40 protein-coding genes and 1 tRNA gene are annotated in these 23,173 nt (G+C 34.8%); 34 read left to right on the forward strand and 7 right to left on the reverse strand.

Translation table 11 applies throughout. From position 1 onward, the window contains the following. Positions 1 to 99: 99 nt before the first annotated feature. Entirely contained in the window at positions 100 to 696 is a 597-nt protein-coding gene (locus AC4BC3_RS03985; protein ID WP_206907845.1) for a TVP38/TMEM64 family protein, read from the reverse strand. Between the two features lie 480 nt (positions 697 to 1,176). Between AC4BC3_RS03985 and AC4BC3_RS03990 the strand changes: the two genes are divergently transcribed. After that, positions 1,177 to 1,743: a TetR/AcrR family transcriptional regulator gene (locus tag AC4BC3_RS03990; RefSeq protein ID WP_206907847.1), complete on the forward strand. Its 567-nt coding sequence runs from the start codon at positions 1,177 to 1,179 to the stop codon at positions 1,741 to 1,743. A gap of 128 nt (positions 1,744 to 1,871) precedes the next feature. Then, a tRNA-Ser gene (locus tag AC4BC3_RS03995) sits at positions 1,872 to 1,959 on the forward strand. Between the two features lie 106 nt (positions 1,960 to 2,065). On the opposite strand, the gene AC4BC3_RS04000 is transcribed toward AC4BC3_RS03995, so the two are convergent. The 4 genes from AC4BC3_RS04000 to AC4BC3_RS04015 all read right to left on the reverse strand — a co-directional run bounded on the left by AC4BC3_RS04000 (position 2,066) and on the right by AC4BC3_RS04015 (position 5,077). Beyond that, a complete protein-coding gene (locus tag AC4BC3_RS04000) occupies positions 2,066 to 3,214 on the reverse strand; it encodes a tyrosine-type recombinase/integrase (protein WP_490467023.1) in 1,149 nt (382 codons plus the stop codon). 79 nt (positions 3,215 to 3,293) lie between these two features. After that, complete coding sequence (locus AC4BC3_RS04005) at positions 3,294 to 4,184, reverse strand: LysM peptidoglycan-binding domain-containing protein (protein WP_490467024.1); 891 nt, start codon at positions 4,182 to 4,184, stop codon at positions 3,294 to 3,296. Positions 4,185 to 4,278: 94 nt separating this feature from the next. Further along, positions 4,279 to 4,707, reverse strand: coding sequence for an ImmA/IrrE family metallo-endopeptidase (locus AC4BC3_RS04010; RefSeq protein WP_490467025.1), 429 nt, complete (start codon positions 4,705 to 4,707; stop codon positions 4,279 to 4,281). Positions 4,708 to 4,711: 4 nt separating this feature from the next. Beyond that, positions 4,712 to 5,077: a helix-turn-helix domain-containing protein gene (locus AC4BC3_RS04015; protein ID WP_490467026.1), complete on the reverse strand. Its 366-nt coding sequence runs from the start codon at positions 5,075 to 5,077 to the stop codon at positions 4,712 to 4,714. A gap of 298 nt (positions 5,078 to 5,375) precedes the next feature. On the opposite strand from AC4BC3_RS04015, the gene AC4BC3_RS04020 reads away from it, so the two are divergent. Then, entirely contained in the window at positions 5,376 to 5,588 is a 213-nt protein-coding gene (locus AC4BC3_RS04020) for a Thoeris anti-defense Tad2 family protein (protein ID WP_490467027.1), read from the forward strand. On the opposite strand, the gene AC4BC3_RS04025 is transcribed toward AC4BC3_RS04020, so the two are convergent. After that, the gene (locus tag AC4BC3_RS04025; RefSeq protein ID WP_490467028.1) at positions 5,585 to 5,968 is read right to left on the reverse strand and encodes a DUF2513 domain-containing protein; all 384 of its coding nucleotides are present in this window, start codon (positions 5,966 to 5,968) and stop codon (positions 5,585 to 5,587) included. The genes AC4BC3_RS04020 and AC4BC3_RS04025 overlap by 4 nt on opposite strands. 77 nt (positions 5,969 to 6,045) lie before the next feature. On the opposite strand from AC4BC3_RS04025, the gene AC4BC3_RS04030 reads away from it, so the two are divergent. From AC4BC3_RS04030 to AC4BC3_RS04050, 5 genes are all read left to right on the forward strand, one after another. Continuing rightward, positions 6,046 to 6,798, forward strand: coding sequence for a phage antirepressor KilAC domain-containing protein (locus AC4BC3_RS04030; RefSeq protein WP_490467029.1), 753 nt, complete (start codon positions 6,046 to 6,048; stop codon positions 6,796 to 6,798). An 18-nt stretch (positions 6,799 to 6,816) separates the two neighbouring features. Continuing rightward, complete coding sequence (locus AC4BC3_RS04035) at positions 6,817 to 7,020, forward strand: helix-turn-helix domain-containing protein (RefSeq protein ID WP_270660542.1); 204 nt, start codon at positions 6,817 to 6,819, stop codon at positions 7,018 to 7,020. Positions 7,021 to 7,038: 18 nt separating this feature from the next. Further along, on the forward strand, positions 7,039 to 7,299 hold the full coding sequence (locus tag AC4BC3_RS04040) for a MerR family transcriptional regulator (RefSeq protein WP_368027365.1): 261 nt from the start codon (positions 7,039 to 7,041) through the stop codon (positions 7,297 to 7,299). A 153-nt stretch (positions 7,300 to 7,452) separates the two neighbouring features. Then, positions 7,453 to 7,614 (forward strand): hypothetical protein, encoded by a 162-nt coding sequence (locus AC4BC3_RS04045; protein WP_490467030.1) that lies wholly within the window; start codon positions 7,453 to 7,455, stop codon positions 7,612 to 7,614. 116 nt (positions 7,615 to 7,730) lie between these two features. Continuing rightward, positions 7,731 to 7,916 (forward strand): hypothetical protein, encoded by a 186-nt coding sequence (locus AC4BC3_RS04050; protein ID WP_490467031.1) that lies wholly within the window; start codon positions 7,731 to 7,733, stop codon positions 7,914 to 7,916. Here AC4BC3_RS04050 and AC4BC3_RS04055 read toward each other — a convergent pair. Beyond that, a complete protein-coding gene (locus AC4BC3_RS04055) occupies positions 7,913 to 8,209 on the reverse strand; it encodes a hypothetical protein (RefSeq protein WP_490467032.1) in 297 nt (98 codons plus the stop codon). The genes AC4BC3_RS04050 and AC4BC3_RS04055 overlap by 4 nt on opposite strands. A 53-nt stretch (positions 8,210 to 8,262) precedes the next feature. On the opposite strand from AC4BC3_RS04055, the gene AC4BC3_RS04060 reads away from it, so the two are divergent. The 26 genes from AC4BC3_RS04060 to AC4BC3_RS04185 all read left to right on the forward strand — a co-directional run bounded on the left by AC4BC3_RS04060 (position 8,263) and on the right by AC4BC3_RS04185 (position 23,168). Beyond that, positions 8,263 to 8,991 (forward strand): Rha family transcriptional regulator, encoded by a 729-nt coding sequence (locus AC4BC3_RS04060; protein WP_490467033.1) that lies wholly within the window; start codon positions 8,263 to 8,265, stop codon positions 8,989 to 8,991. Next, complete coding sequence (locus AC4BC3_RS04065; RefSeq protein WP_490467034.1) at positions 8,984 to 9,112, forward strand: hypothetical protein; 129 nt, start codon at positions 8,984 to 8,986, stop codon at positions 9,110 to 9,112. Before AC4BC3_RS04060 ends, AC4BC3_RS04065 begins: the two co-directional genes overlap by 8 nt. Before the next feature lie 57 nt (positions 9,113 to 9,169). Then, the gene (locus tag AC4BC3_RS04070) at positions 9,170 to 9,511 is read left to right on the forward strand and encodes a hypothetical protein (RefSeq protein WP_490467035.1); all 342 of its coding nucleotides are present in this window, start codon (positions 9,170 to 9,172) and stop codon (positions 9,509 to 9,511) included. Then, positions 9,504 to 10,250, forward strand: coding sequence for a Sak single strand annealing protein (locus AC4BC3_RS04075; protein ID WP_490467036.1), 747 nt, complete (start codon positions 9,504 to 9,506; stop codon positions 10,248 to 10,250). Before AC4BC3_RS04070 ends, AC4BC3_RS04075 begins: the two co-directional genes overlap by 8 nt. Positions 10,251 to 10,255: 5 nt before the next feature. Beyond that, entirely contained in the window at positions 10,256 to 10,942 is a 687-nt protein-coding gene (locus tag AC4BC3_RS04080; RefSeq protein WP_490467037.1) for a putative HNHc nuclease, read from the forward strand. Between the two features lie 2 nt (positions 10,943 to 10,944). Next, positions 10,945 to 11,685: a helix-turn-helix domain-containing protein gene (locus AC4BC3_RS04085; RefSeq protein ID WP_490467284.1), complete on the forward strand. Its 741-nt coding sequence runs from the start codon at positions 10,945 to 10,947 to the stop codon at positions 11,683 to 11,685. A gap of 9 nt (positions 11,686 to 11,694) precedes the next feature. Further along, positions 11,695 to 11,952, forward strand: a complete 258-nt coding sequence (locus AC4BC3_RS04090) for a hypothetical protein (RefSeq protein ID WP_490467038.1) — start codon at positions 11,695 to 11,697, stop codon at positions 11,950 to 11,952. Beyond that, on the forward strand, positions 11,949 to 12,308 hold the full coding sequence (locus AC4BC3_RS04095) for a DUF1064 domain-containing protein (protein ID WP_490467039.1): 360 nt from the start codon (positions 11,949 to 11,951) through the stop codon (positions 12,306 to 12,308). Before AC4BC3_RS04090 ends, AC4BC3_RS04095 begins: the two co-directional genes overlap by 4 nt. Before the next feature lie 12 nt (positions 12,309 to 12,320). After that, positions 12,321 to 12,878 (forward strand): hypothetical protein, encoded by a 558-nt coding sequence (locus tag AC4BC3_RS04100; protein ID WP_490467040.1) that lies wholly within the window; start codon positions 12,321 to 12,323, stop codon positions 12,876 to 12,878. Continuing rightward, positions 12,868 to 13,149 carry a hypothetical protein gene (locus AC4BC3_RS04105; protein WP_490467041.1) on the forward strand — a complete coding sequence of 94 codons (282 nt, stop codon included), beginning with the start codon at positions 12,868 to 12,870 and terminating at the stop codon, positions 13,147 to 13,149. Before AC4BC3_RS04100 ends, AC4BC3_RS04105 begins: the two co-directional genes overlap by 11 nt. A gap of 3 nt (positions 13,150 to 13,152) precedes the next feature. Continuing rightward, positions 13,153 to 13,368 (forward strand): hypothetical protein, encoded by a 216-nt coding sequence (locus AC4BC3_RS04110; protein ID WP_490467042.1) that lies wholly within the window; start codon positions 13,153 to 13,155, stop codon positions 13,366 to 13,368. Between the two features lie 166 nt (positions 13,369 to 13,534). Beyond that, complete coding sequence (locus AC4BC3_RS04115; RefSeq protein ID WP_490467043.1) at positions 13,535 to 14,002, forward strand: ArpU family phage packaging/lysis transcriptional regulator; 468 nt, start codon at positions 13,535 to 13,537, stop codon at positions 14,000 to 14,002. A 405-nt stretch (positions 14,003 to 14,407) separates the two neighbouring features. After that, on the forward strand, positions 14,408 to 15,481 hold the full coding sequence (locus tag AC4BC3_RS04120; protein ID WP_490467044.1) for a DUF4062 domain-containing protein: 1,074 nt from the start codon (positions 14,408 to 14,410) through the stop codon (positions 15,479 to 15,481). A gap of 41 nt (positions 15,482 to 15,522) precedes the next feature. Beyond that, the gene (locus AC4BC3_RS04125; RefSeq protein WP_490467045.1) at positions 15,523 to 15,651 is read left to right on the forward strand and encodes a hypothetical protein; all 129 of its coding nucleotides are present in this window, start codon (positions 15,523 to 15,525) and stop codon (positions 15,649 to 15,651) included. Between the two features lie 15 nt (positions 15,652 to 15,666). Next, complete coding sequence (locus AC4BC3_RS04130; RefSeq protein WP_490467046.1) at positions 15,667 to 15,948, forward strand: hypothetical protein; 282 nt, start codon at positions 15,667 to 15,669, stop codon at positions 15,946 to 15,948. Further along, positions 15,941 to 16,174 carry a hypothetical protein gene (locus tag AC4BC3_RS04135; RefSeq protein WP_490467047.1) on the forward strand — a complete coding sequence of 78 codons (234 nt, stop codon included), beginning with the start codon at positions 15,941 to 15,943 and terminating at the stop codon, positions 16,172 to 16,174. Before AC4BC3_RS04130 ends, AC4BC3_RS04135 begins: the two co-directional genes overlap by 8 nt. Further along, a complete protein-coding gene (locus AC4BC3_RS04140) occupies positions 16,167 to 16,550 on the forward strand; it encodes an HNH endonuclease (protein ID WP_490467048.1) in 384 nt (127 codons plus the stop codon). The genes AC4BC3_RS04135 and AC4BC3_RS04140 overlap by 8 nt, the downstream gene beginning before the upstream one ends. Positions 16,551 to 16,645: 95 nt before the next feature. Next, positions 16,646 to 17,116 carry a P27 family phage terminase small subunit gene (locus AC4BC3_RS04145; protein ID WP_490467049.1) on the forward strand — a complete coding sequence of 157 codons (471 nt, stop codon included), beginning with the start codon at positions 16,646 to 16,648 and terminating at the stop codon, positions 17,114 to 17,116. Next, entirely contained in the window at positions 17,113 to 18,843 is a 1,731-nt protein-coding gene (locus AC4BC3_RS04150) for a terminase large subunit (protein WP_490467050.1), read from the forward strand. Before AC4BC3_RS04145 ends, AC4BC3_RS04150 begins: the two co-directional genes overlap by 4 nt. An 18-nt stretch (positions 18,844 to 18,861) precedes the next feature. After that, entirely contained in the window at positions 18,862 to 20,031 is a 1,170-nt protein-coding gene (locus AC4BC3_RS04155) for a phage portal protein (RefSeq protein ID WP_490467051.1), read from the forward strand. Beyond that, a complete protein-coding gene (locus AC4BC3_RS04160; RefSeq protein ID WP_490467052.1) occupies positions 20,015 to 20,602 on the forward strand; it encodes an HK97 family phage prohead protease in 588 nt (195 codons plus the stop codon). The genes AC4BC3_RS04155 and AC4BC3_RS04160 overlap by 17 nt, the downstream gene beginning before the upstream one ends. Further along, positions 20,599 to 21,912: a phage major capsid protein gene (locus AC4BC3_RS04165; RefSeq protein WP_490467053.1), complete on the forward strand. Its 1,314-nt coding sequence runs from the start codon at positions 20,599 to 20,601 to the stop codon at positions 21,910 to 21,912. Before AC4BC3_RS04160 ends, AC4BC3_RS04165 begins: the two co-directional genes overlap by 4 nt. Before the next feature lie 2 nt (positions 21,913 to 21,914). Continuing rightward, positions 21,915 to 22,202, forward strand: a complete 288-nt coding sequence (locus AC4BC3_RS04170) for a phage gp6-like head-tail connector protein (RefSeq protein ID WP_490467054.1) — start codon at positions 21,915 to 21,917, stop codon at positions 22,200 to 22,202. Continuing rightward, positions 22,162 to 22,488, forward strand: a complete 327-nt coding sequence (locus tag AC4BC3_RS04175; RefSeq protein WP_490467285.1) for a phage head closure protein — start codon at positions 22,162 to 22,164, stop codon at positions 22,486 to 22,488. Before AC4BC3_RS04170 ends, AC4BC3_RS04175 begins: the two co-directional genes overlap by 41 nt. Then, positions 22,478 to 22,816, forward strand: a complete 339-nt coding sequence (locus AC4BC3_RS04180) for a hypothetical protein (protein WP_490467055.1) — start codon at positions 22,478 to 22,480, stop codon at positions 22,814 to 22,816. The genes AC4BC3_RS04175 and AC4BC3_RS04180 overlap by 11 nt, the downstream gene beginning before the upstream one ends. Further along, positions 22,806 to 23,168 carry an HK97-gp10 family putative phage morphogenesis protein gene (locus tag AC4BC3_RS04185; RefSeq protein ID WP_490467056.1) on the forward strand — a complete coding sequence of 121 codons (363 nt, stop codon included), beginning with the start codon at positions 22,806 to 22,808 and terminating at the stop codon, positions 23,166 to 23,168. The genes AC4BC3_RS04180 and AC4BC3_RS04185 overlap by 11 nt, the downstream gene beginning before the upstream one ends. Positions 23,169 to 23,173 lie beyond the last annotated feature (5 nt).

The raw sequence follows: 23,173 nt of genomic DNA on the forward strand, positions 1-23,173 counted from the left end.
ATCACCTACTAATCCTATTGTATCCTAAAAAGAAAAAAAACACAGGTTAGAGGTCAGACCACTAATCTGTGTCAGAATGTCTTCATTTATTTCATCCTGTTACCCAAGTAAACTGGTCAAGTATTGTCCACCGTAAATCAATGCCATACTATATAAGAAAATAGAGAGTGGTTTAGCAAGGAAAATAATTAGTGAAAATTTCTTTACGGAAATGTTTGTTAAACCAGCCATCAGGCAAAGTGCGTCATCGGGCGCGACTGGCAAGAAAATTGCAAGCGCAAAAAGTTTTTCGAACCGGCTTTGGTTATCCAACCAACCAATATATTTGTTATATGTTTTATCACTGATTAAAGACAAAATAAATGGTTTTCCGTAGCGTCTACCTAATAGGAAGATAATAACCGAGCCAATACAAATCCCAACGTAGTTATAAACAAAACCAGCATAAGGACCAAAAATCAGAACACCAGCTGCGGTACTGATACCACCGGGAATAATGGGAATGACTACTTGTAGGATCTGAATCAAAATGAAAATAATGGGTCCAAGAATAACGGATTGGCCAACAAGACCTCTCAATGCATTGATGTCTTTGAAGACTCCAAGATTGATAAAGTAAACAGTCAGTGCGATCGACACGCCTAAACCGATAATTGAAATAAAGTTGATAAGTTTTCTTGATGCTGTAACGTTCATTTTGAATCATCTCCTTGAAGTTTTTTAATCTAAGATTACTATACGCGATAAAGTGGCAAATATGCTACTTATTTAGATGACACTACTCAAACAGTTTTGTAAGTTCGAAGTAAGTATAAAAGATTTGTGAAGAAATTACATCCTACTAAAGACTTATTTAAATTTTATCAGGGCATTTTTTTAGTAATTATTTCTTTTTGAAAATAAATATAAATAACGATAGTTTCCTTATCGGATTAGTAACGATGTTTTCACCATAGCTGACAAAAAAAGAGTGAAAAAATAAGGAAAAATGGAATGCTTAAAAAATGAAAGGGAATGCATAATTTGATGAAGAAACATTTACCTATTAGAATTTGATTAAATAGTTTATCTTCATTTGATTTAAATATAACAATTATGAGTAAAATGTTTGCAAAAATGGTTAGTTATCGGTTACAATTAAAGAACATATATGCAGTACAAAGTGGGGGAGTTTTTATGAGAAGAAAAGTCTATACTAAAGATCAAATTCTAAAAGCAGCATACGAAGTTGTTGCTAAAGAAGGCTTCAAAGGATTTACTGCTCGTAACATTGCAAAGAAGATGGGGATTTCGACACAACCTATTTATTTAGAGTTTAAGAATATGGAAGATTTAAAGAATACACTTTTAGATTCTATTTTTGAGCAACTCAAAGAGGAAGTTTTTCCTATCGAGCATACTGGCGACAAAATTATCGATTTAGGTTTAAATTATATCAATTTTGCAAAAAAGCATCATAGTTTGTACATGGCATTGTATATCGATGAACATGGTGATGGTAAAAAAATGCATGATTTTTCATATAATTATTTCTATGAAGCTGCAAAGAAAGACGAGAAATATAGTCATTTATCTGACGAATATATAGATGCGTTACATACGGGTACTTGGGTAGTCGTGACTGGATTAGCTTCATTGATGTCCTCAAACATTATGCAGCCAACAGAAGAACAAATCATTTCTTTGATTTCTAGAACAATTGACTCTGTGCTGTCCATAGACAATCCAGAAGTTATCCGCTAAAAATTTATAAAAGGCTAACGTGGGTGTCTGACTGCGTGTGGCCTTTTTCTTTTGACCTAAAACGAAAAGATTGGCCTGAAAAAATGGTGCTTGACATTTCGGCTGAAAAGATTAAAAATAGAAATCGCGGAAGGTTGGCAGAGTGGTAATGCAGCGGACTCGAAATCCGCCGAACCGGCTAATACCGGCGCGCAGGTTCAAATCCTGTACCTTCCTTAATTGTCATCTTATAAAAGAAGCAAAAACGTTGATATACAAGTGACAGCTTGCAACGTTTTCGCTTCTTTTTATTTTTGTGAATACGTCTTTGAATACGTTTTGTTTAAATATCTATATATTTTGCGAATTGAGTTGCTGTTTCTTCTTTTCGTTTGTCCGTAATGTGAATATACAGATCCATAGTGATTTGAATTGAAGCATGACCCAAACGTTCTTGCACATCTTTAATATTCGCCCCTGATTCTAAAAGCAAACTAGCATGTGTATGTCTAAGACCGTGAATGGTGATGCGTTTCAAATTATTTTGCTTGATAATTACCTCTAACCATTTTCGAGGCTTAGACAATTGAAGATGTTCATTTCTTTCGTTCGAAAATACTAATTGATTTTTGTTTAATGTATTGATTCCCAAAGCTAAGAGCCATCTTCTTTGTTCCAACCGCCATTTTTTCAAGATGTTCAAAGTTTTTTCATCAGTTGGAATCTTTCGCTTTGAGTTTTTTGTTTTAGGTTGCTCAACGTAAAGACGTCTATTTTTTCCTCTGGCAAGAGTTTTGTTTATCTTGATATAATTATCCTTAAAATCAATATCTTTCCATGTGAGGGCTAAGAGCTCGCCCGCACGCATTCCTGTGAAAACTAGGGTTCTAAAAAAAGCATACATACGAATATCTTTTTTCTTTTCTACTGCATCCAAAAAAATTTCTAGTTCTTCTTTGTTAAAAAAGTTTAAAGTGTCCTCTTCTTGTACAGAAACTTTTCTTTTTGGAACTGTAATTTTTTTAAATGGATTATCTTGTAGATAACCCAAGCGAATAGCATAATCACATATACGTGAAGCATTATTGATAAATTCTCTATATAAAACAAAATCTTTTACTTTTTCATTAGCGAATTTTTGAGCTACATCAATTGATATTTTGTTGACTTTAAATGCACCGAATGCAGGCAAGATATGATTTTTAAACTGTTCTTTTGTTTTGACGAATGAGCTTTCTTTCACTGTCTGCTCATAATTTACAATCCACAAATCATATATTTCTTGAAAAGTTAACTCTTTAGATTTATTCAGACCGTTTTTTTCATATTCTAGTTGCACTTTAGTTAGTTCTAATTGTGCTTCTTTTTTTGTTTTAAAACCTCTTCTAGTGGTTCTTACTTGTTTTCCAGTTAATGAATCAACTCCTAAATAAGTTTGAAACATCCAGAGTTTTTCACCGTTTTTCTTTTTGTACTGTTCAAATGTTGCCATTTTTAATCGTCCTTTCAACTCGGGTAAGTGTTCGGACTTAAATAGCTAGCATCACCTCCTTAAACAGATACTTGTATTTTTACTTGATTCTCAGTTCTTGACCTGGATACATCATATAGCTGTTTGAATCCATCCCATTTAATGCAAATAATTGGTCGACTGTTATTCCAGCACGTTCAGCTACTTGTTTTGGTCCTTCGCCAGCTTGAAGAATGATTGTTGTAGGACCGGCAGATTGAACTTCTGGTGTTGAAGAAGATTTTTCTGTTACGTTCGCCGGTGCATAATCCTGTGGTACAGATTGTTGAATAGAATCCGGTGTAGATTCAGTTGGTGCAACATACGACTCTTGATTGTTTTCTACATAATTTTCTATATTTGCTGAAGAATATGTAGTATCTAGGTTATTGACTACATTTGTGTTAGTAGATGCTTGCTCAGCCGATGTTACAGTTATGCTTGAAACTGCTGACGAAGAAGATTGTTCAATACCACTTGAATTAGTAGTTTCTGTTGTGTTTGTGCTTTTTTTCTTTTTATAAGGTTTTAATGTTAATTTTTTGTTATCGTTTGATTTATTGTTTTTGTCAGGCGTTAAAATAAGATTTTTTCCATCTTTGCTAACAGTATATTTTGCATCGTTGTCTTTATCTTCTTCATCTTTCCAAACCATTTCATTGTTTTTTAGAGTGTACTCAAACTTATAATTCATTTGCTCAACTAATTTTTTGGCAAAATCTTCACCTAAAGCTTCCCAATCGTTGCTAGCAGTTGATTTCATTTCACTAGTGTCGACACTAAGCGAAACTACATGATCAGAAAATGATGCTATCATATTAGGTTCGTCATCTTTAGTTGCTTCAATTAACCAATCATTCGCTTTTAAATCTGCTGTCGTTACGTTTTTACCACAAGCCGTGAAAAATAGTAGTGATAAGAATAATAACGATACCCCTAAAACTTTTTTCATTCTTTACTCCTCATTTCTTTGATATAATTATTTTGTAAGCTATCTCAAAAATGGGGTAGGAGTCCGTGTACCAGCACGGGCTTTTTTTGTGAGACTAAATTAAGAATCTATACGCCGAAAAAGGAAGACCATATAAACGAGATAAATCTTCGATTTTTCTCGGATACATTTGTGTATCTTCTTTATATAAGTCAGCTATAAGATTAGCAGCGAAACAATTCGCTTCGCTTTCAGACTTGCTTCTTGAATTTCTTGTCGAGACATAATAACTAGAAATTTCTTTATGGAACAGGGCATGTCCAAGTTCGTGAGCGCAAATATAAAACCTTTCTTCTGAATCTTTTAATGATTCATTTAAAAGGATAACAGGATGACCTAACAATTCTTGAAATTGACCTTTGGGATTTTCTAAAAAGGGGACATATCTAATTTCAATTCCCATTTTTTCTGAAATTCCAAATGGATCAGCAGTACCATATTCTTTTTTCATCTTTCCAACTAAATTGATGGTATCCATTTCCATGAAATCACTTCTCTTTATCTCTTTTTCTAAATTCCCAGAACAATCCCGTCATAACATCTTTAACACGTTGCTTTTCTTCGGGAGTAAGTGTTTCTCCGCCATATGCCATATTAACATTTGATTCTAGAAGTTTATCTAGTTCAATTAAATCATCTTTATCCGCCCATTCAGGCGCTTGATTTCTTCCTAAAAGATAGTCGACAGACACATTAAAATAATCTGCAATCTCACTGAGTTTTTCTGCAGATGGTTGTTTACCGCTTTTTAAACTATAGAAATAATTTTCACTATAGCCTAGATCAATCGTTACTTGTTTCATTGTTTTTGAATTTTTTTTTGCTAAACTTTTTATTCGGTCAAATACTGTCATATCAAGGTTCCCTTCAAAAGTTTACAAAAAACAATAAAAAAGTGTAGTTTTATCTTTACAAAACCAACACTATAGTGTAATATCGTTCTTGTAAACAAATTTAACAACTAAAAAGACAACAAAAATACCGTTGATAATTAAACGCCAACCGCCAAGAAAGCTTTTAAATCAATTGTTTGTATGTCTTATTTAACTATGACTATATACTACACTATAGTGTAGTCGAGTGTCAACGAAGTTTAGAAGATAGTTGTTAAATTTGTTTACAAATTTGAATAAAAAGAGGTGAGTAAGAATTATGAACATAAAAGAAGCTGTGAAAAAAGCTTTATCAGATGGGAAGTGCATATATAGAAAATCTGAAAAAGAATTAGGAATCGATGTAAAAATAAAACCGACCACCAGCAGTTGGGAATGTTGTTTGCTTATTTCACCTACTCTAGAAGAGATTGGCATTAGATGGAATCCAACTGCTGATGATTTAACGGCTGAGGATTGGGAAACTGATTAATCCAATTTAAGAGTTTTCATAATTACATTACTAGCGATGGTACTCATTATGTCGATTGATACACTTGTGATTTTAGATGAAATCTTTTTACTTTCTTTCCAAATTTTAGGGTCTCTAATATTATCTAAATATTTATGACCTTCAAATGTCAAACTTTTTATACAAGTAATACAAGGTTTACTGCTGGCGATCTTCACATAACCATTGATTAGTTTAGCATCGCTATTTCCGATTTTAGTAATAGTGTAACAAATTTCATCTTTTGAATATTTTTCAAGACGTTCCGATTCGAAAATACTATCATTAATAACTTGATTATTGTATGGAAGTTCTTCGGTAAACAATAAAACATCTCTAATGCAATCGTGATTTAACTTCAATATTCCACCTCCTTATCAATTATTTCAGCCGATCACTGACCGATAAGGAAATTATACAACAGAAAGGAATGAACAAAATGAACTCACCACAAATATTTAATTTCGAACAAAACGAAGTTCGAACAATCTTAGTAAATGACGAACCATATTTTGTAGGAAAAGACGTTGCAGAAGTTTTAGGTTATTCAAAACCAAGAAATGCTATTTCTACACACGTAGATGAAGAAGATAAGCAGGATGCCCCAATTCAGGGCGACCTTGGCGGAAAACAAAATATGACGATCATCAACGAATCAGGGCTATACAGCTTAATACTTAAATCAAAACTTCCAAATGCTAAAAAATTCAAACGATGGGTGACAAGTGAAGTCCTACCAACAATCAGAAAAACTGGTAGCTATTCAAATGTACCTAAAAGTTTCGCACAGGCATTGCGTTTAGCAGCTGACCTAGAAGAAAAGAACCAATTGCTCGAACAACAAATCGCTGAGTATGAACCAAAGATTAGCTATTTAGACACGATTCTATCATCAACAGACACAGTAGCGACTTCTCAAATTGCAGCTGATTATGGAATGTCGGCCATCGCTTTGAATAAATTACTCAACAAATTAGGCGTACAGCATAAAGTTAGCGGTCAATGGCTACTCTATCGTAAGCATATGAATCAAGGGTATACAAAATCACACACAAGCGAGATACCAAAAGCTGACGGTGGCATAAAAGTTGTAATGAATACCAAATGGACACAAAAAGGACGAGTTTTTATCTACAACTTGTTAATTGCAGAGGGTTATTATCCTCAAATGGATTTAGAAGAAGTTGTATAGAAAGGAGAATATGAAGAAATGACTGAAATATCAGAAATCACTCAACGAGATAGAGAAAAAATTAAAAAGTATGTAGAAGGATCTAAATTCCTAACATACAAAATGCTTGCTGAAAGATTTGGAATTAGTAAGAGTTATTTATCTTTAATCTTAAGTGGTAAAAAGACTTCTGCAGAAGCTAATAGAATTATCGATTCGATTATTACTATGTACGAATTATAAAAAAGGAGGTTCTGAATTATGGAAGTGATCTTAACACCTGAAAACGAGATGTCGCTTCGTAGTTATATTCACGAAATCATAACTGACGAAATAGCAAATGCAAGAAAAGATGCTTCTATGGATAAGCGTGTATTAAAGCAAATTGAAATAGCAAAATATTTTGGGGTATCTACTTCAACGATTCGTAAATGGGAATCTCAGGGTCTTCCATTCGGTCAAATAGGCGAACAAAAATTTTATGACAAAGAACAATGTAGAGTTTGGGTTTTAGAACAATAAAAAATCGGGTAAGTGTTCGGAATTCTAGTAAGAAAAAAGGTGAACAAAAATGCCAACAATAAAAATATCAGACGGCAAAACAACACACACTGTTTCAACAAAAGAAGAAGCTCTTCATTTGATTGAACGATATTTCGGAAAAGAGGTTAAGAAATGAACAAATCAGATGTCATCATCGTTGGATTCATGCTAGCGATGCTAGTTACAATCACACATTTTAGTTTAGTTTTAGGCGTTATCTACAGCGCATGTTTATTTTTGATCAATTGGCTTGATGTTAAGAACATTAAAAAAGCCAGTCGGGGGACTGACTAATGAAGAATAAAAAACAAAAAATAATATATTCAATAATTTTTCCACTTATTATATCAGTGTTAATAACTTGGCTAATTAGGAAATAAGAAATTGGTTGTCAAAAAGGAGACTTAATAATGACTGAAAGTTTATTACAACAAATTTTAGCAGAACAGAAAAAAACAAACGAATTGCTCCAAGTTATTGTGAGTAACTCAGAGCAGAAAGTTAAGTTAGCTGAAAACTCTAAAAGTAATCGACCTATTACAGTAGAGGAAAAATTCAATAACTGGGATGAATGGAAAGGTGAATATGAATTTTAAAAAGGCCAATCATCAAATTCAGATTCAGTTTGAGTCAAATTATTCTCTTTACGATACTTTTCCTCAGCAAGTTTAGAAGCTTCGGCTTTAGCTTTTTTGATTAAATTAAGATTATTTTTTTCAAAGGCGTTAGTATCTGCTCCAATTATTATTTGGCCAAAAGCATCATAGTTGTCTTGTTTGTTTTGGATGATTGAAAGAAGTTTCCAACCGCTTTTAAGTAGTTCGTTTATTAACCGTTGATCTTGTTGATGTGTACTAAATATTTCAATGTGAATAATATCATCGAACAATTTTATCACCTCACTTTCTAAGAAAAATTATATCAAAAAGGAGCTAAGAAAAAATGCAAGAATTAGTAATTATGAAAAATAAAGAAGCTGTTACTACGAGCTTACAAGTTGCAGAAAGTTTTGAAAAGAAACATAAGCATGTGCTAGAAGCAATTGAATCAATAAAAAGATCGGTCGAAAATTCGGCCAATGTGGAAGATGGGTCCAATTTTGGACAGATGTTTGTGGAAGGGAACGAGCCAGACTCATACGGAAGAAGTCGGAGAGTTTATTTCATGAATAGAGATGGATTTTCCTTGCTAGCTATGGGATTCACTGGAAGTAAAGCAATAAATTTCAAACTAAAATTTATTGAAGCTTTCAATGAAATGGAAAAAGCAATTAAAGAGCAACAGATCGCTCTTCCAACCACACATAGAGAAGTGGCGATGTTAGCCTTGGCTGCAAACGAAGAAACGAACGAAAGAGTAGATGTTATAGAGTCCGATTTAAATGATTTGAAGAACAATCAACTTCTAGCTGAACCAGATTACCGAACAATTTCTAGGATGGTGCGTAACAAAATCAGAGTTATTTGCAATCAACAGCATTTAAATAGCAAAGCAAAAGCAGAATTGTTTAAAGACTTGAATGGAGGAATTAAGCGAATAACTGGGGCAGTAGCTAGAAATCGCATCAAAGCAAAACAGTTCGATGATGTTATCGAGTTTATTAACAACTGGATGCCTTCTACAGCAACAATGACAATTATTAAACAAACGGAGTTGTTAGAGGATGAATAGAGTTGAAGCGCTAAAAATAGGCACAGTGATTGCTAATTGTTGGTGGAAATACAACAAACCAATCATTTTAAGCCAACAACAAATCGATAAGCAAAAAGCATGGCAACAAATAAAAAAGTGACTCCGCCGTCCAAAGCAATGAGTCACATACAAAACATATCTAAGGAGATTTTAGCATATGGATAAAGAACTTTCCACTTTAGATCAATATTTGACTGATCCTGATTGGGGAAAATCAAGCATTAGAAAAATAAATAGGCAAAAAGTCAGAAAAAATCTTTTGACTAGCGAAGAGCTAGCATGTGATCAAGACGATTTAGGTAATTTTGTCGGGATTTGGGATCACGTTTATCTTATTCATCTATCCAAAGTATCTGGCAAACCTGAATACATTTACGTTGTTGAGGAAGGTTTGATCGATGCGTTAGAAGAGTACGAACATAACAACCTAATAGACATAACGTATTACGGTAAAGGTAAAAAGTTTATTAGTGAACTGGAGAGTGAATTTAGTGAGTGAAAAATTAGGCAATATACAAAAAAGAAGTGATAACACACTTTTTAACAGTCTATACAAAATTGCTTTTAATGACGTGGTAGAAAAACGAAATAAATTGACTTACCTTTCTTGGGCTTGGGCATGGGCAGAAGTCAGCAAGATTTGTGAAGAAGTGGACTATGAAATTTATCACAATCCAGAAACGCATCTACCATATATTTTCGATAAAAAAACAGGATATATGGTTTTTACAAACGTTACTGTGAACGGTGTAAAACGTGAAATGTGGTTGCCCGTGATGGATGGCGCAAATAAAGCAATGAAAGATGAACCGTATACGTATGAAGTCAATGACTATCAGTGGAATAACGAAACAAAGAAAAAAGAAATTGTTGGAAAAATAGAAAAGCGAGTTGAATCGGCAACAATGTTCGATATCAACAAAACGATTATGCGTTGTCTTGTAAAAAATCTAGCAATGTTCGGCTTAGGTTTATATATTTTCGCAGGTGAAGACATGCCAGAAGATGTTTCGATGTTGGAACCAGCAAGTCAAAGAAGCAAAAAGCTATTTTTAGATGCTTTGCAATTAGTTGCAAATAAATATGACAAGTCGATTGATGAAGCCGTCGTTGCTTTGACTGATGCTGCTTCTATAACTGCTGATGATAGTAAATGGTCCAAACGTGATTTAGGTGTTCTAAAACGTGGTGTCAACTGGCTAGAAGAACAATATAAAGAAGAAACAAAAGAGAAGTGATGTAAATGTTTCAACCGCTTATCGATTCGTATTCAGCAGTTTTGAAACGATTTAAAGGGAAAGATATTGGAGCAACTATCAACGAAGAAGTAAATCTTGAACGATTGAAAACAATGTATGACGGTTACGATGGCGATCGAATAATCGAAATCAGATTCATTGATCCACGAAGGTTTACGGTGCAACAACGAAATTTCGTTTATGCGCTGATAGGGGACATTTTCATTGAAACAGGGATGCCAACGGATTTTTGGAAGGAGTTCTTCTATTTCCGTTTTGAAGGTGTCACAGGACGAAAAATAAGCTTGAAAGATGAATCGAGCACGACAGTCAGTGACGTAAATATTTTAGCGAACATTATCCTAGACTTTATTTTTGAACATCACATCCCGTTTAAAGAAGGTTATGAAATTTTACCAGCAAATCAAGAATACTACTTCTACAAATGTATTACGAAAAGAGTTTGTTGTATTTGTGGCAAAACAGGAGCTGATATTGATCACTTTGATAAAGCATTAGGAAGAAGAAAACGCAAAGAAGTCGATCATTCAGAATACACATTTGCAGCACTCTGCAGAACACATCACACAGAGAAACATCAAATCGGAATCATTAATTTTAAAAATAAGTATCAAATCAAAGGTATTAAGCTAAATCAAGAAACGATCAAAAAGCTGAAAATTGGGGGATAAACATAATGGAACACAGAAGCTACTATGCGATCATACCAGCGGATATCAGGTACGATCAGCGGCTTAAACCCAACACCAAACTCTTGTATGGAGAGATAACTGCCCTGTGTAACGAGAAAGGTTTCTGTTGGGCGAGTAACGATTATTTTGCAGAACTTTATGGAGTCAATAAAGAAACTGCATCTCGCTGGATCAGCGACTTAATCAAGTATGGATATCTGACTAGGGAGATCATTTATAAAGAGGGTACCAATCAAATAATCAATAGGTACCTACGAATTAATCAACACCCTATTGACAAAAAACGCAATACCCCTATTGACGAAAAAGTCAAAGATAATAATACATCTATTAATAATACAGTTAATAATACAAAAGAATATAGGGAAGAGCTATCGCCTTCGAAAAAATCGAAGGCTAAGCCCGCCCGACATAAATACGGAGAATATAAAAATGTTCTTTTGTCAGATGACGAAATGGAGAAACTCAAAACAGAGTTTCCAGATGATTATCAAGAACGAATTGACAGACTGTCAGAATACTGTGCATCTACTGGCAAGAGCTATAAAAACTATTTAGCAACGATTAGAAATTGGGCTAAGAAAGAGTTTAAGCAACAAGCGCCACAAAATGGCTACAGGCGCAACGTGAGGCGTGAGAAACTACCTGAATGGGCAAAAGGTAGTGAAGTGGTTAAAAAGCCTAAAAACGATTCTCACGAAGAAATAGATGTGCCCTTTTAGGAGGCTCAAATGGATTTATTGCAACTAATCAGCGTACTAGGTGAAAAAGCAAGAACATCTGATGAAAAAGAAGAATTGAGAACAGTTTATAAAGAAGTTTATGTAAATAAAAATAAGTTAACCGAAAATCATTTCAATTGGCAAAGACTTAGATTTTATTACTGTGCGTATGTAGATCGAACAGCATTTAGAAAAAATAAGTATTTGTCTTTGAAATTGGATGAAGTAATCAACGGATTAAAAGCCTATTTGAGGAGCAAGTCATGAATAAATACAGAAACACGAAGACAATCCATCGAGGGATAAAGTTTGATTCTAAAGCAGAAGCAGAATACTACGATTTAGCAGTCTGGCAAGCGCAAGCGGAGGGCTGGGAGTTAAAACTTCAAGAACGATTTGAGTTATTGCCAAAATTCGAACTCGAAGGCAAAAAATATCGAAAGATTGAATATGTACCAGACTTCACATTTTATAAAAATGGCAAGTTGGTCAAGGTTGTTGACGTAAAAGGGATGCAGACTAAAGACTTTAAGCTAAAAGCGAAGCTATTTTGTCAGAAGTATCAAATCCCTTTGATTTTAGCTAAGAAATACCGAAAGACGTTCAAAGAAGAACGATTTTAGTGAGGTGACACTATGTACACGAAAGAGCAGAAAAAACTGGCTAGGAAACGTCTCGTTTTTTTAACGAGTATAAATCATTGGGAAGACTCTGAGAAACTCCGTCAAGAACGGGATTCGTTATTGAATATACTAGACCCCGAATATATCCCAGAACATGAAAGGGATCTTCCTCTTAAACAACGTGTTAGCAAATATTTAGACAGAAATCCACAAATCGAAGAAGAAATTCTTCAATCAATCAAATCAGGCATGAATCAAGTTGATGTGATGTCTAAGCATAGATGTACAAGAGATTTTGTGAGCGTTGTTAGGGGTAGGCATCTCGAAGAAATACAAATTGCTTTGATTAAAACAAGAAAGCCTAAAACAACTCGTAAAAAACGAAATAAAGCAAAACACAAAGTGGAACAAGAAGAGTTCACAAGAATTTTTGAAGAGGGCGGTAATGAGGCACTTCTTGAATATTACGGAATATCAAATTCTTGGATTGAGAAATTAAAACGGCGGTTTGGACTGACTAAGCAATATAAAAAACAAAGTAAATCTGAGAGGAATGTAAATGATGGGTGACATGGGTGAATATTGGCGAGATATTAAGCCGATTTTGAAAGAAAAGCATAAAAAACATGTGGCTCGAATGGGCAATAGCGCTAGCAAAAATATTGAGCGCTTAGATTATCCATTCACACATTATCCAGCGAACCACCAATTCGCTATCGAAACTGATAGAGGTGTAGTTGACTATTGGGGTACAACTGGAACTTGGATTGTTAGGAAGACGAGAAAAAGAGGCAAAGGTCTTCATAGTTTAAGAGAATTTTTGAAAAGGGATGAGGTGTAAATCGTGGAATATATTTCAATTTACGGTGAAAGAATCAAAGGCAAAATCGTTAGCGAACTAGAAAATACAGTAGTCGTTGAAGATGTAAAAGGACATCGTTATCTTGTCCATAAAAAGAGCATTGATTCAAAACGAAAAAAGCCAAATTTTGACCTTTTGGCTACTCAAAGTTTTGGCAAGTGTCCAGAACACAAAGTGCAGAAAATCGGGTATTACTAGGAGGAAGAAATAATGGACGAAATGCTAAAAGAAGAGATAGCAGAAGGAGCTGGTAATGCCATAGCATCTTTAGGCAGAAGCTTACAAGGTAAATAAAAAAAGCCGGATTCCTCCGACTCGTTTAATAAATTCGACAAGTTTATTATACCACAGGAGGAATCAATGAATGGTACTTTTCGATGTAAGTAAATACGAAACGCCAAGTGCGAAAGATGTTGATATGGAGCGTACAAAACATAATGTGAGTGTTTTTCTTTCAGCGTATCTTTCAGCTAGGTGCAGAATAGGTCAACCACGTGAGCCAAAAGTAACAGCATCGTTTTCTTTGGTTCCGCCGTCAACAGCAAACAGCACGTTTGAAGCCGAACAAATGCTGATTGATAAAGAAGAAGCACAAGAAGAGTTCATTTATCTTCATAAGTTGTTTATTCGTGGTTATTCAGCTATTCAACATCCGCACAAGCCAGATGTCACAGAGAGAAGAAAGAGAATATTCTATGATCGTTATATTAACGGCAATCCAATTTATCTAACAGCTCAAAGAAATCTCATGAGTGAAGAATCAGTGAAGCAAGAATCGAACATGATTATCGTGCAATTTGCTTCGGCGTTGGAACTGGTTGCTTTTAAGTAGCCAGTTTTTACACTTTTTATACCTATTTACTACCCTTTTTATACACTTTTTGTACACTTCATATACCTGTTAAATGTTTTATTATGATAGTGTCGAAAGATTAAATAAAACGACACAAAACAATCAATCAGCGTGAAAAGTCAAACTACTTTAACTGTCATTATTTTCGACTGATTGAATTGTTTTACAGAGAGTTTTTGAAGACTACTCACAAAAACAAAAATAAAAAGAACATCGTTTATTTTGTTTCAGTCAACAAATAGCTCTTCTTTAACAGATAGACAGCAACCAACCCATTAAAACATATTCCTCTTATCTATTTTAATGGGTTGCTGTCTAAAATATAAGTCCCATATCTCTTTTTCATAATCATTGATATAATTATAAAAAAGAGAGGTGTCTATTTTGGAGAAAAAATATCAAGTTTTTATATCTTCAACATACTTAGATTTAAAAGAAGAAAGACAGAAGGTTGTAGAAGCAATATTAAGCGCTGGACATATTCCTGCTGGTATGGAATTATTCCATGCTGGGGATGAGACTCAAAAAGAGCTAATTGAAGAGTGGATAAATAATTCTGATATATACGTCTTGATTTTAGGTGGACGATATGGTTCTTTGGATTCGGATGGAAAAAGCTATACTGAATGGGAATATGATAAGGCAAAAGAATTAAATAAGCCAAGATTTTCTTTAGTTTTAACACAAGATTATCTGGATAATAAAGTGGAAAAAGGTTTAATCAAAGGTACAGATTTAGAATATAATACTCCGAAACTTGTCAATTTCAGAGATAAAGTTAAAAGTAAAATTGTTTCGGAAATTAATACCATAGAACAGATAGAAGCTGAAGTTTTTAAGGCAATAAATAGAATTGCCAATAAACAATCAGAAAATTTAGAAGGATGGATAAAAGGTAGTTATCTTTCGGAAATTGAAAGGCTAAAAGGAGAAAATTCGAACTTATCATCGCAATTAGTTTCTCGACAGACTGAGGTTATCGATATGCAGAAAGAGCTATCATCTACTAAAGATAACTTTATAGGGGAATACAGATTTAGTTATGTTAAGAAAAAGTTAACAAACAAAAAAATAAAATCTGATATTTTAGATGAAAAATTACAAGAATTAGAAAAAGAGAAACATTTAGGAGATTTATCTGATGAAAAACAGAGAAGGTATGAAGAATTGACTGAATTTAAATATGAAAATCTTTCAGCATTAAATTATATTCTAAAAAACAAAGATAAGCTCTTAACTGACGGATTAAATTTATATAACAACACAGTAGATAATATCTTTACTAGCGAAATAATTTCAGTATGGAATCAGTTATCATTGATTGATAAAGTTGTAATTAAGCCACAAACCGTTAGTGGATTTTTTGTGAATATGTACGATAAAGTAACACTTAATGAGAACGGGAAAAAATTTATTTCTATGATTGAAATTGAACAAAGTGATAATGATAAAGCTTAGTTTATACTAGGCTTTTTTATTTTGAAAGGAGTTGAGAGCATATGCATCACTACATTACTAAATACAAAACAGATGATGGGAAACTGGTGATTGTTTCTTGGTTACAACTGAACCTGCTCAAAAGATGTTATTGCTTTTCAAAGGAAGAAGTAGTTGTTGCGATTGATTGAGAGGAGAGAAAACAAATGAATGACTTTCATGAAGCAGCACTCAAGCTAGATGTAGAAGCTGGAATGGGTAATGTTTACAAACAAGCAATTGAAGCAGAGAACAGTCCTTTTCGTGAAAATTGGAATGGCAATCATGTGTATGTCAGAATTGGAAACGAACTTTCTGATTGTGAATTTTTGACAATAACGTTATTGTCACACACATTGCCTAATTTAAAAGAGACTGTAAATTGGTATGAAAAAATGGGTTGTGAAATTATTTTAACAAACTACAAAGGAGAGAATCAAAATGGCTAAAAAGAAAAAAGAAGAAAACGTTGAAGAAGTTGTTAGTGATGAAGAACAAACAGAAGTTGTTGTTGAAAAAGAAAAAGGAACTAAAGACTTAGTGACTGAACAAACTACTAACACAGAAGAGGATACTGCAAAGGAGGCTGCTATGGTCTATGAGCGTGCTACGCCATTTGGGGTTGAGGTGTGGGATCCTGAAACTAAAACCACCACTATGAAATCCCATGGCTAAGTATTGCCGTCAGGAGGGCTGTCGTACCCTCGTAAATCAAGGGCAGTATTGCGACGAGCATAAGCGTAAGAAAGTCTACGAGAAGCGTTTCTATTCTAAGAATAAATCATTCTACAAAACGCAAGCATGGAAATCATTAGCTGACTATGTGCGCTTTCGTGATGGTTACAAATGTACAATCTGTGGCAAACCTGTCTTTGGTCGTGACAGTCAAGTTGACCACATTGAACCTATCTGGTTACAACCAGAAAAAAGATTAGACGAAGACAATTGTCGATTAGTTTGTTCATCTTGTCATCCAAAAGTCGAATATAACCCAAAAGACGCAAAAGAAAAAAACTTGCGAAGAAATTTTGATCCCGCGAAATATTTTTAAGCCCCCCGTTCAATTTCAAAAAAATTTTTCGGCGTGGGGATAGGGTAGGGGACTCTTACAGACACCTCCGGACAAATTTCAAAAAGTAAAGGGGGGTGAATTTGTTGGGAAGAAAGTCAAAACGTCAAAAAATACTTGATGAAGCCCAAGAGTATAAGGATTTTGAGAAAAAACGTATTGAAGAAATATTAAAATCTTTAGGGAAATACACACCAGCACTTCATCCTCTAATTGAAGTTTATCTGGACGCGTGTGAAGTCTATCATATCAAGTATTTAGAGTGGAAGGAAACAGGCTTTAAATCAACAAAAGTTCATACAAATAAAAATGGTGCAAAGAATGAAATTAAGCATCCATTGGCACAACAAGTCGAAGTTTGGAGTGAAAAGAAAACGAAGCTCTTAAATCAACTTGGTTTAGATATGAAAAACAAAGAATTGGATTGGGTTGATTTGTTAGCCTCTGAAAATAAAAAGAAAGTAGCTGAGGCTGAAAAAGAAACTGCAGTAACCCAACCAAAAAATAGATTAGTTCAATTTAAACAAATGCGGGGTGGCAATCAATGATTGATATGAATGTCAATTATGCCGACAAATTCGCAAAGTCTGTTAGACGACATAAAGAAAGATATCCTGATTCAATTCACTTGGCTGTCAAAAGATACAACAAGTGGAAGAAACGAAAGGATATCTTTTTTGATTTGGAAAAAGCGAACTCCATGCTTATGTTCACTGAAATGTTTTATAAACATTCGACAGGTGAATGGGCAGGGCAGCCATTGATTTTAGAAGATTGGCAGAAATTTAATTTCAGCAATATTTATGGTTGGCAAAAATGGAGTGATCAGTGGCAAAGAAATGTTCGTGTTGTAAGAAAAGCATACCTTCAAGTACCAAAGAAAAATGGTAAATCATTGATGGAGGGCGCACCTGTTCTTTACGGAATGTATGGTGAAGGCGTTAAGGGTGCGCAATTCTATTGTCTTGCTGCTGATTTTGACCAGGCACAAAACGTTGCTCATCCGCTGGCAACAGTTATCGAAAATGATAATGAATTGCTGGACGGTACTCGCGTTTATCGAAAAGAAAAGAAAGTGACAACAATCAACTATTCTTTCTTTGAGGATGAGTTTAGATATCAAAATAATTTTCGTGTGCTTTCGAAAAGAGAAAAAGTTGATGGTAAAAATACTTATATCGTTGTTGCCGATGAAGTTCACGAGTGGGAAGATACTTCACGCTACGATGGTTTGAAGTCTGGTCAGATTTCTCAACCAGAACCACTTATTTTAGTTTGTTCGACAGCTGGTAAAAACAGTGGTGCGTTAGGTGTTCAGATTTATCACGACAGTAAAAATATTCTTGAAAATGATAATGACGATGATTGGTTTGTAATGATCTACGAACCGAACAAAGGTTACGATTGGGAAGATGAAGAGGTTTGGAAATTAGTAAATCCAAACATTGGAATTAGCGTCTCTCTTGATTTCTTACGTGGTGAATACAAAGATGCCAAGCGTAACCCATTCCGAAAAGCCGAGTTCTTGTCTAAGCACTTGGATGTGTTTGTCAACTATGCTGAAAGTTATTTTGATAAGCAACAAATTGAAGATTGTCTTGTGAAAGACTTAGGTGATATTTCAGGGCAGCAAGCTTTCATCGGTATTGATTTATCAAGAACTACTGACTTAACTTGTGTGTCTATTAATGTTCCGACATACGATGATGAGGGGAATAACATCATCAAGATCAAACAGATGTATTTTATTCCAACGCACGGCATTGACGAGAAAGAAAAACAACGAAATGTACCGTATCGACATTATGCTGAACTTGGGTTTGTCACTTTGTGCGAAGGTCGAACGATAGACCAAGATGCCGTATTTGATTATGTCATGGATATGTACGAAGAATTAGAACTAGATATTCAACAAATCAATTATGATCCAGCAATGGCTGAGAAATTAGTTGAGCGATTTGAATTAAATGGATTTAATTGCGTAGAAGTTGGCCAATATCCAAGTGTAATGAATGAAGTCATTGACGATTTTGAATCGCTTGTGGATCAAGGGCGTGCGCAAACTGACAATCCATTATTTGTTATGTGTACCAACAACACAAAAGTAGTTACCAATATCAATAATCAAAAAGCGCCAAGCAAACGAAAATCGGTGGAACACATCGACGGATTCGTTGCTTTTTTAATTGGTCACAAAGAGAGTATGACTGTGATGATGGACGTTGGAAATGAAGACGAGTATGAAGATTACTTGAAGACGCTCTTCGGAAAATAATCGAAAGGTGGTGAGAACTTGGGAATTCGTTCATGGATCGCTCAAAAAAGAAATCAGCGATTAAATAAAAAATTGTTTGGCAGTTCCATTTTGTCTGGTCAGGTCGTTTTAGGGGATGAAACAATTTTGTCATCTAGTGATGTTTACCATTATTTGTTAGCTATATCGAACATGATCGCTTGTGCAAAATGGGAAATCGAAGACGAAAATGGTGTAAACCTAATCGATAACAATGTAAAAAAGGTATTGAGAAAGCCAAACGGTTATCTTACAGGATTTGAGTTTAAACGGTTGTTGGTCAATGTTTATTTGTTACAGGGCGAAGCGTTTGTGGTAAAAGACAAAAACCATTTGCATTTGATGAAGGGAATAACGCCAGAGATTACGGAGGAAGGCGTAAAAGTTTTTAAGTACGATGGCTACACTCTTTATCAAAATGAAGTGTGTCAAATCAAAAATATCGGTCTGTCCAGTAATTATGGATATGGGCTTATGGCTTTAGCTAAAAATACGCTTGAAGGTGTTATGAATGCAGAAAAAGCTATCACCGATAAATACAAAAAAGGTGGCTTGTTAGCCTATCTTTTAAAACTGGACACGCACCTTTCACCTAAAAATACTTTGCAAAATCAAATGGTAAAACTGATTCAAGACACATTAGAGGAAATACCTGACGAGGGAAAAACTGTGATTATTCCATTATCGAAAGGTTATAACATTGAAGGGTTTGAAAGTCCTGTTCAGGATGAGAAGATACTTGAATACTTGAATGTTTACAAACCAGAACTAGCAAAATTTTTGGGATTTGATCCAGATGCTTACAATGCGTTACTGAAGGTGGATTTAGAAAAAGCAGCGATTTATTTAAAATCGTTTGTCGTTGATCCAATTATTCAAAACATTTGTGAACATCTGACGTTTCTTTTTTATGGCGCCGACAGTGATAAACGAATCAATCTAAATGTAGATATCAAGAAATATTTAACAATGTCGCAAAAAATCACAAACGTTCAAGGTTTGTTGCGAAGTATGGTTTATACGCCAGACGACGGCAGACGTGATTTAAATGTGGATGCGTTAAATACAGATGAGTCTACAAGACTATACGCTTCTAAAGATTTAGTTGGACTAGATGATTTGGCAGAGCTTAACCAATCAAAAATGAAAGAAGGTGATTCAACTGGTTAAATTAGAAACAAGAAGTTTTGATATTAAGAACATGAAGACGCGGACTTTGAATGATGGTAGTGAAGCTACTGTAATTGAAGGTTATGCGTCTGTTTTTAATTCAAGAACAAACATCGATGGTTGGTATGAAGAAGAGATTGCGCCTGGAGCATTTACGGAAGCCTTGACACAAAACAAGGACGTTCGTTGTCTGTTTAATCACGACTGGAACTATGTGTTAGGGCGTTCTAGTGCGAATACACTCGTCCTTGAAGAAGATTCCAAAGGACTTCATTTTGAAGTGACATTGCCTAATACAACATTTGCAAATGATTTAAAAGAGTCAATGTCTCGCGGTGACATCAATCAATGCAGTTTTGGCTTTTGGGTGACTGGACAAGAAGAAGATTTTTCCGGAGAGTTACCACTAATCAGGATAACCAATGTTGATTTGTGGGAAGTATCCATTGTTCCGCTACCAGCATACGAAGATACAGAAGCTTCTTTGCGAAGTAAGTTCCAAGAAGAAACAATTGAAACAGTTAAGTTACGAAAAAAAATATTAAAACGAATTGGAGAGTTTACCCTATGAAAATGAGAAAAATTTTGGAAAAACGTGCCAGTAAATTAAAAGCAAAATTATCAGAACTAGAAGCTCAAGCGAAAGTTGAAAATTTAACACGTGATGCATTAACAGATATCGAAACTCAAGTTGAAGAAGTGACAACAGAGTTAGAAGAAATCACCGACGCCATTGCAGAACTTCCAGAAGAAGATGTGACAGAACTTGGAGATGTTGTAGATGATCTGGGAGCTGCTGCAGACGATGTTGTTGACGAAGTGACTGAACCAACAGACGAAGAGCCGAAAGCTGACGAAGAACAACGTAGTCGCGTGCTAGGTATTATCGGGAAAGGCATTTCTAGTCGAGGAGAAGAAAAAGCGAAAAAATTATCTAAACGCAGTGCATTCTTACGCTACTTAGCTGGTCGAATCACACCGAACCAAGCACGCTCTTTGGGTGTAGGGTTCAATAACGGAAAAGTCTTAGTGCCAGACGAATTGAACAAAGAAATTATTTCTTACTTACAAGAAGAAAATCCATTGCGTAAATTTGCAACTGTTCACTCTACAATAGGAACACAAGGATTCCCTGTTCAAGTTAAACAAGCAGAAGCAAACACAGTTACAACTGAACGTGACGAGAACAATTTAATTCCATTTACGGATATCGAATTTGATGATGTTTATTTAAACCCAATCGAATTTGACGCAATTATCAAAGTAACGAAAAAATTGACTCATATGTCAGACTTTGATATCGAAGCAATCGTAATTGAAGAATTGAAAAAAGCTTACTTGCGCAAAGAAACATTTTGGTATTTCTCAAATCCTGATAATGCAGGGAACCTTTCTAAAAAAGCAGTAGCGTTTACGGCAACTGGCGATAACGACTACTTGAAATTAGTTCAATTGAAAAATGCGTTACCAACTGCAATGCGTTCTGGTGCGCGCTGGATGATTAACCGCGCAGCACAAACATTATTAGAATCTATGTTAGATAGCACTGGAAATCCAATCTTAAAAGATTCTGGTAACGATGACTTCGATTATAAATTATTCACTTATCCTGTCGAAGTAACAGATTATGCTGATAAGTACGATGAAACAGGTAAGAAATTTGATCCATCTGTTCCAGTGATTTACTTTGGAAATTACTCTTACTTCCATATTCAAGATGTTATCGGATCAATGGAAATTGAAAAATTAACTGAATTGTTTTCTCGTGAAAATAAAATTGGTTTCAAAATCTATCATATCAATGATGGTCAGTTGATTTACGGACCATTCGAGACACCAGTTTATAGTTTGGATTTGAGTACGCCACCAGAAGGTGAATAATTATGGAAATTACCTTGGAAGGATTTAAATCGCATATTCAATTCGAAGAGGGAATGGATAGTACGAATTTAGAGTTCTATCTAAAAATGGGAAAAAGATACGCAAAAAGGGCAACCGATGACGAAAATTCGTCGGTTGCCTATTATATTGCATCAATTTTTTGGCTGTATAAAGTTCCGGAAGCTGAAATGGAAAATGCTTTTAATGCTTTAACTCCCTTGATTTTACAAGAAGGGCTGGTGGTTGATGATGCCGAAACTGATGCAAAACAAGATGAAATGGAAAGCTGAACTCTTAGATATTGAACAGGGAACAGATAAAAACGATCGTCCAGTTACAAAATACAATTTTAAGCGAGAAATTTTTTATGAGGAACTCGGTGTGACTTCGCAAGAAAAATATCTGTCACAGCAAGCAAAGACAGACGTTGTCAGGCGGATTAAAGTTCGATGGGATAAAACTATAACAGAGAAGTTTAACGCTCTTAAAATTGATTCTGTAACGTATAACATTACACGTATCTATACCAATATGGATGAGCGAGAAATGGAGTTGAGTTTGGCTTATGTCGAATAGTTTTGCGATTTTCAAAAAAGCGATGCAATCCACTGGTTTACCAGTGACACGCGATAAAGCAACAAAGGGTGCAGATTATCCCTATATCGTTTATTCATCGGTCAGCAAGGGAAAAAAGACCGCTTCTAGCAAAACATTCAAACGCCTGCCTTATTATCAAGTATCGCTTTTCACTGATAGTACAGAGGAAGATTTGAAGGTGTTAGAAGAAGCGTTTGAAAATCATGGGATTCGTTATAGTGAGTTTGCTAGTATTCAAGGTGATGAAAATGATGACACAGTGACGAATTTTTTTTCGTATGTGAGGTTGATAGAAAATGTCGAATAATAATGGATTTCAAGAACAAGCTGATTATTTAGGTCGATTAGTATCTGTAGATGCAACTAAAATTTCGATTCAATCACTAACAAGTGCCGCAGAATTTTATCTTGAAAAGTTGTTACCAGCCATCCCTAAATCTCTACTTAATAAAAAGCATGCGCGGGATCAAGTTAAAGTAGTTGTAGAAAACGAACAGGTCAAAGTTGTTTTTGAAGGTACTGCGTATTATTGGCGATTTGCAGAAAACGGAACAGCCAATCAAAAAGCGCAACATTTCGCAAGCGGAACTTTCGAGCAAAACAAAGATCAGATTGAAAAAATAATGGTACAAAAAATAACGGAATTGTGGAAAGGATGAGTTAA

The organism is Enterococcus sp. AAFC-DPL-6103 (genome assembly GCF_058216595.1).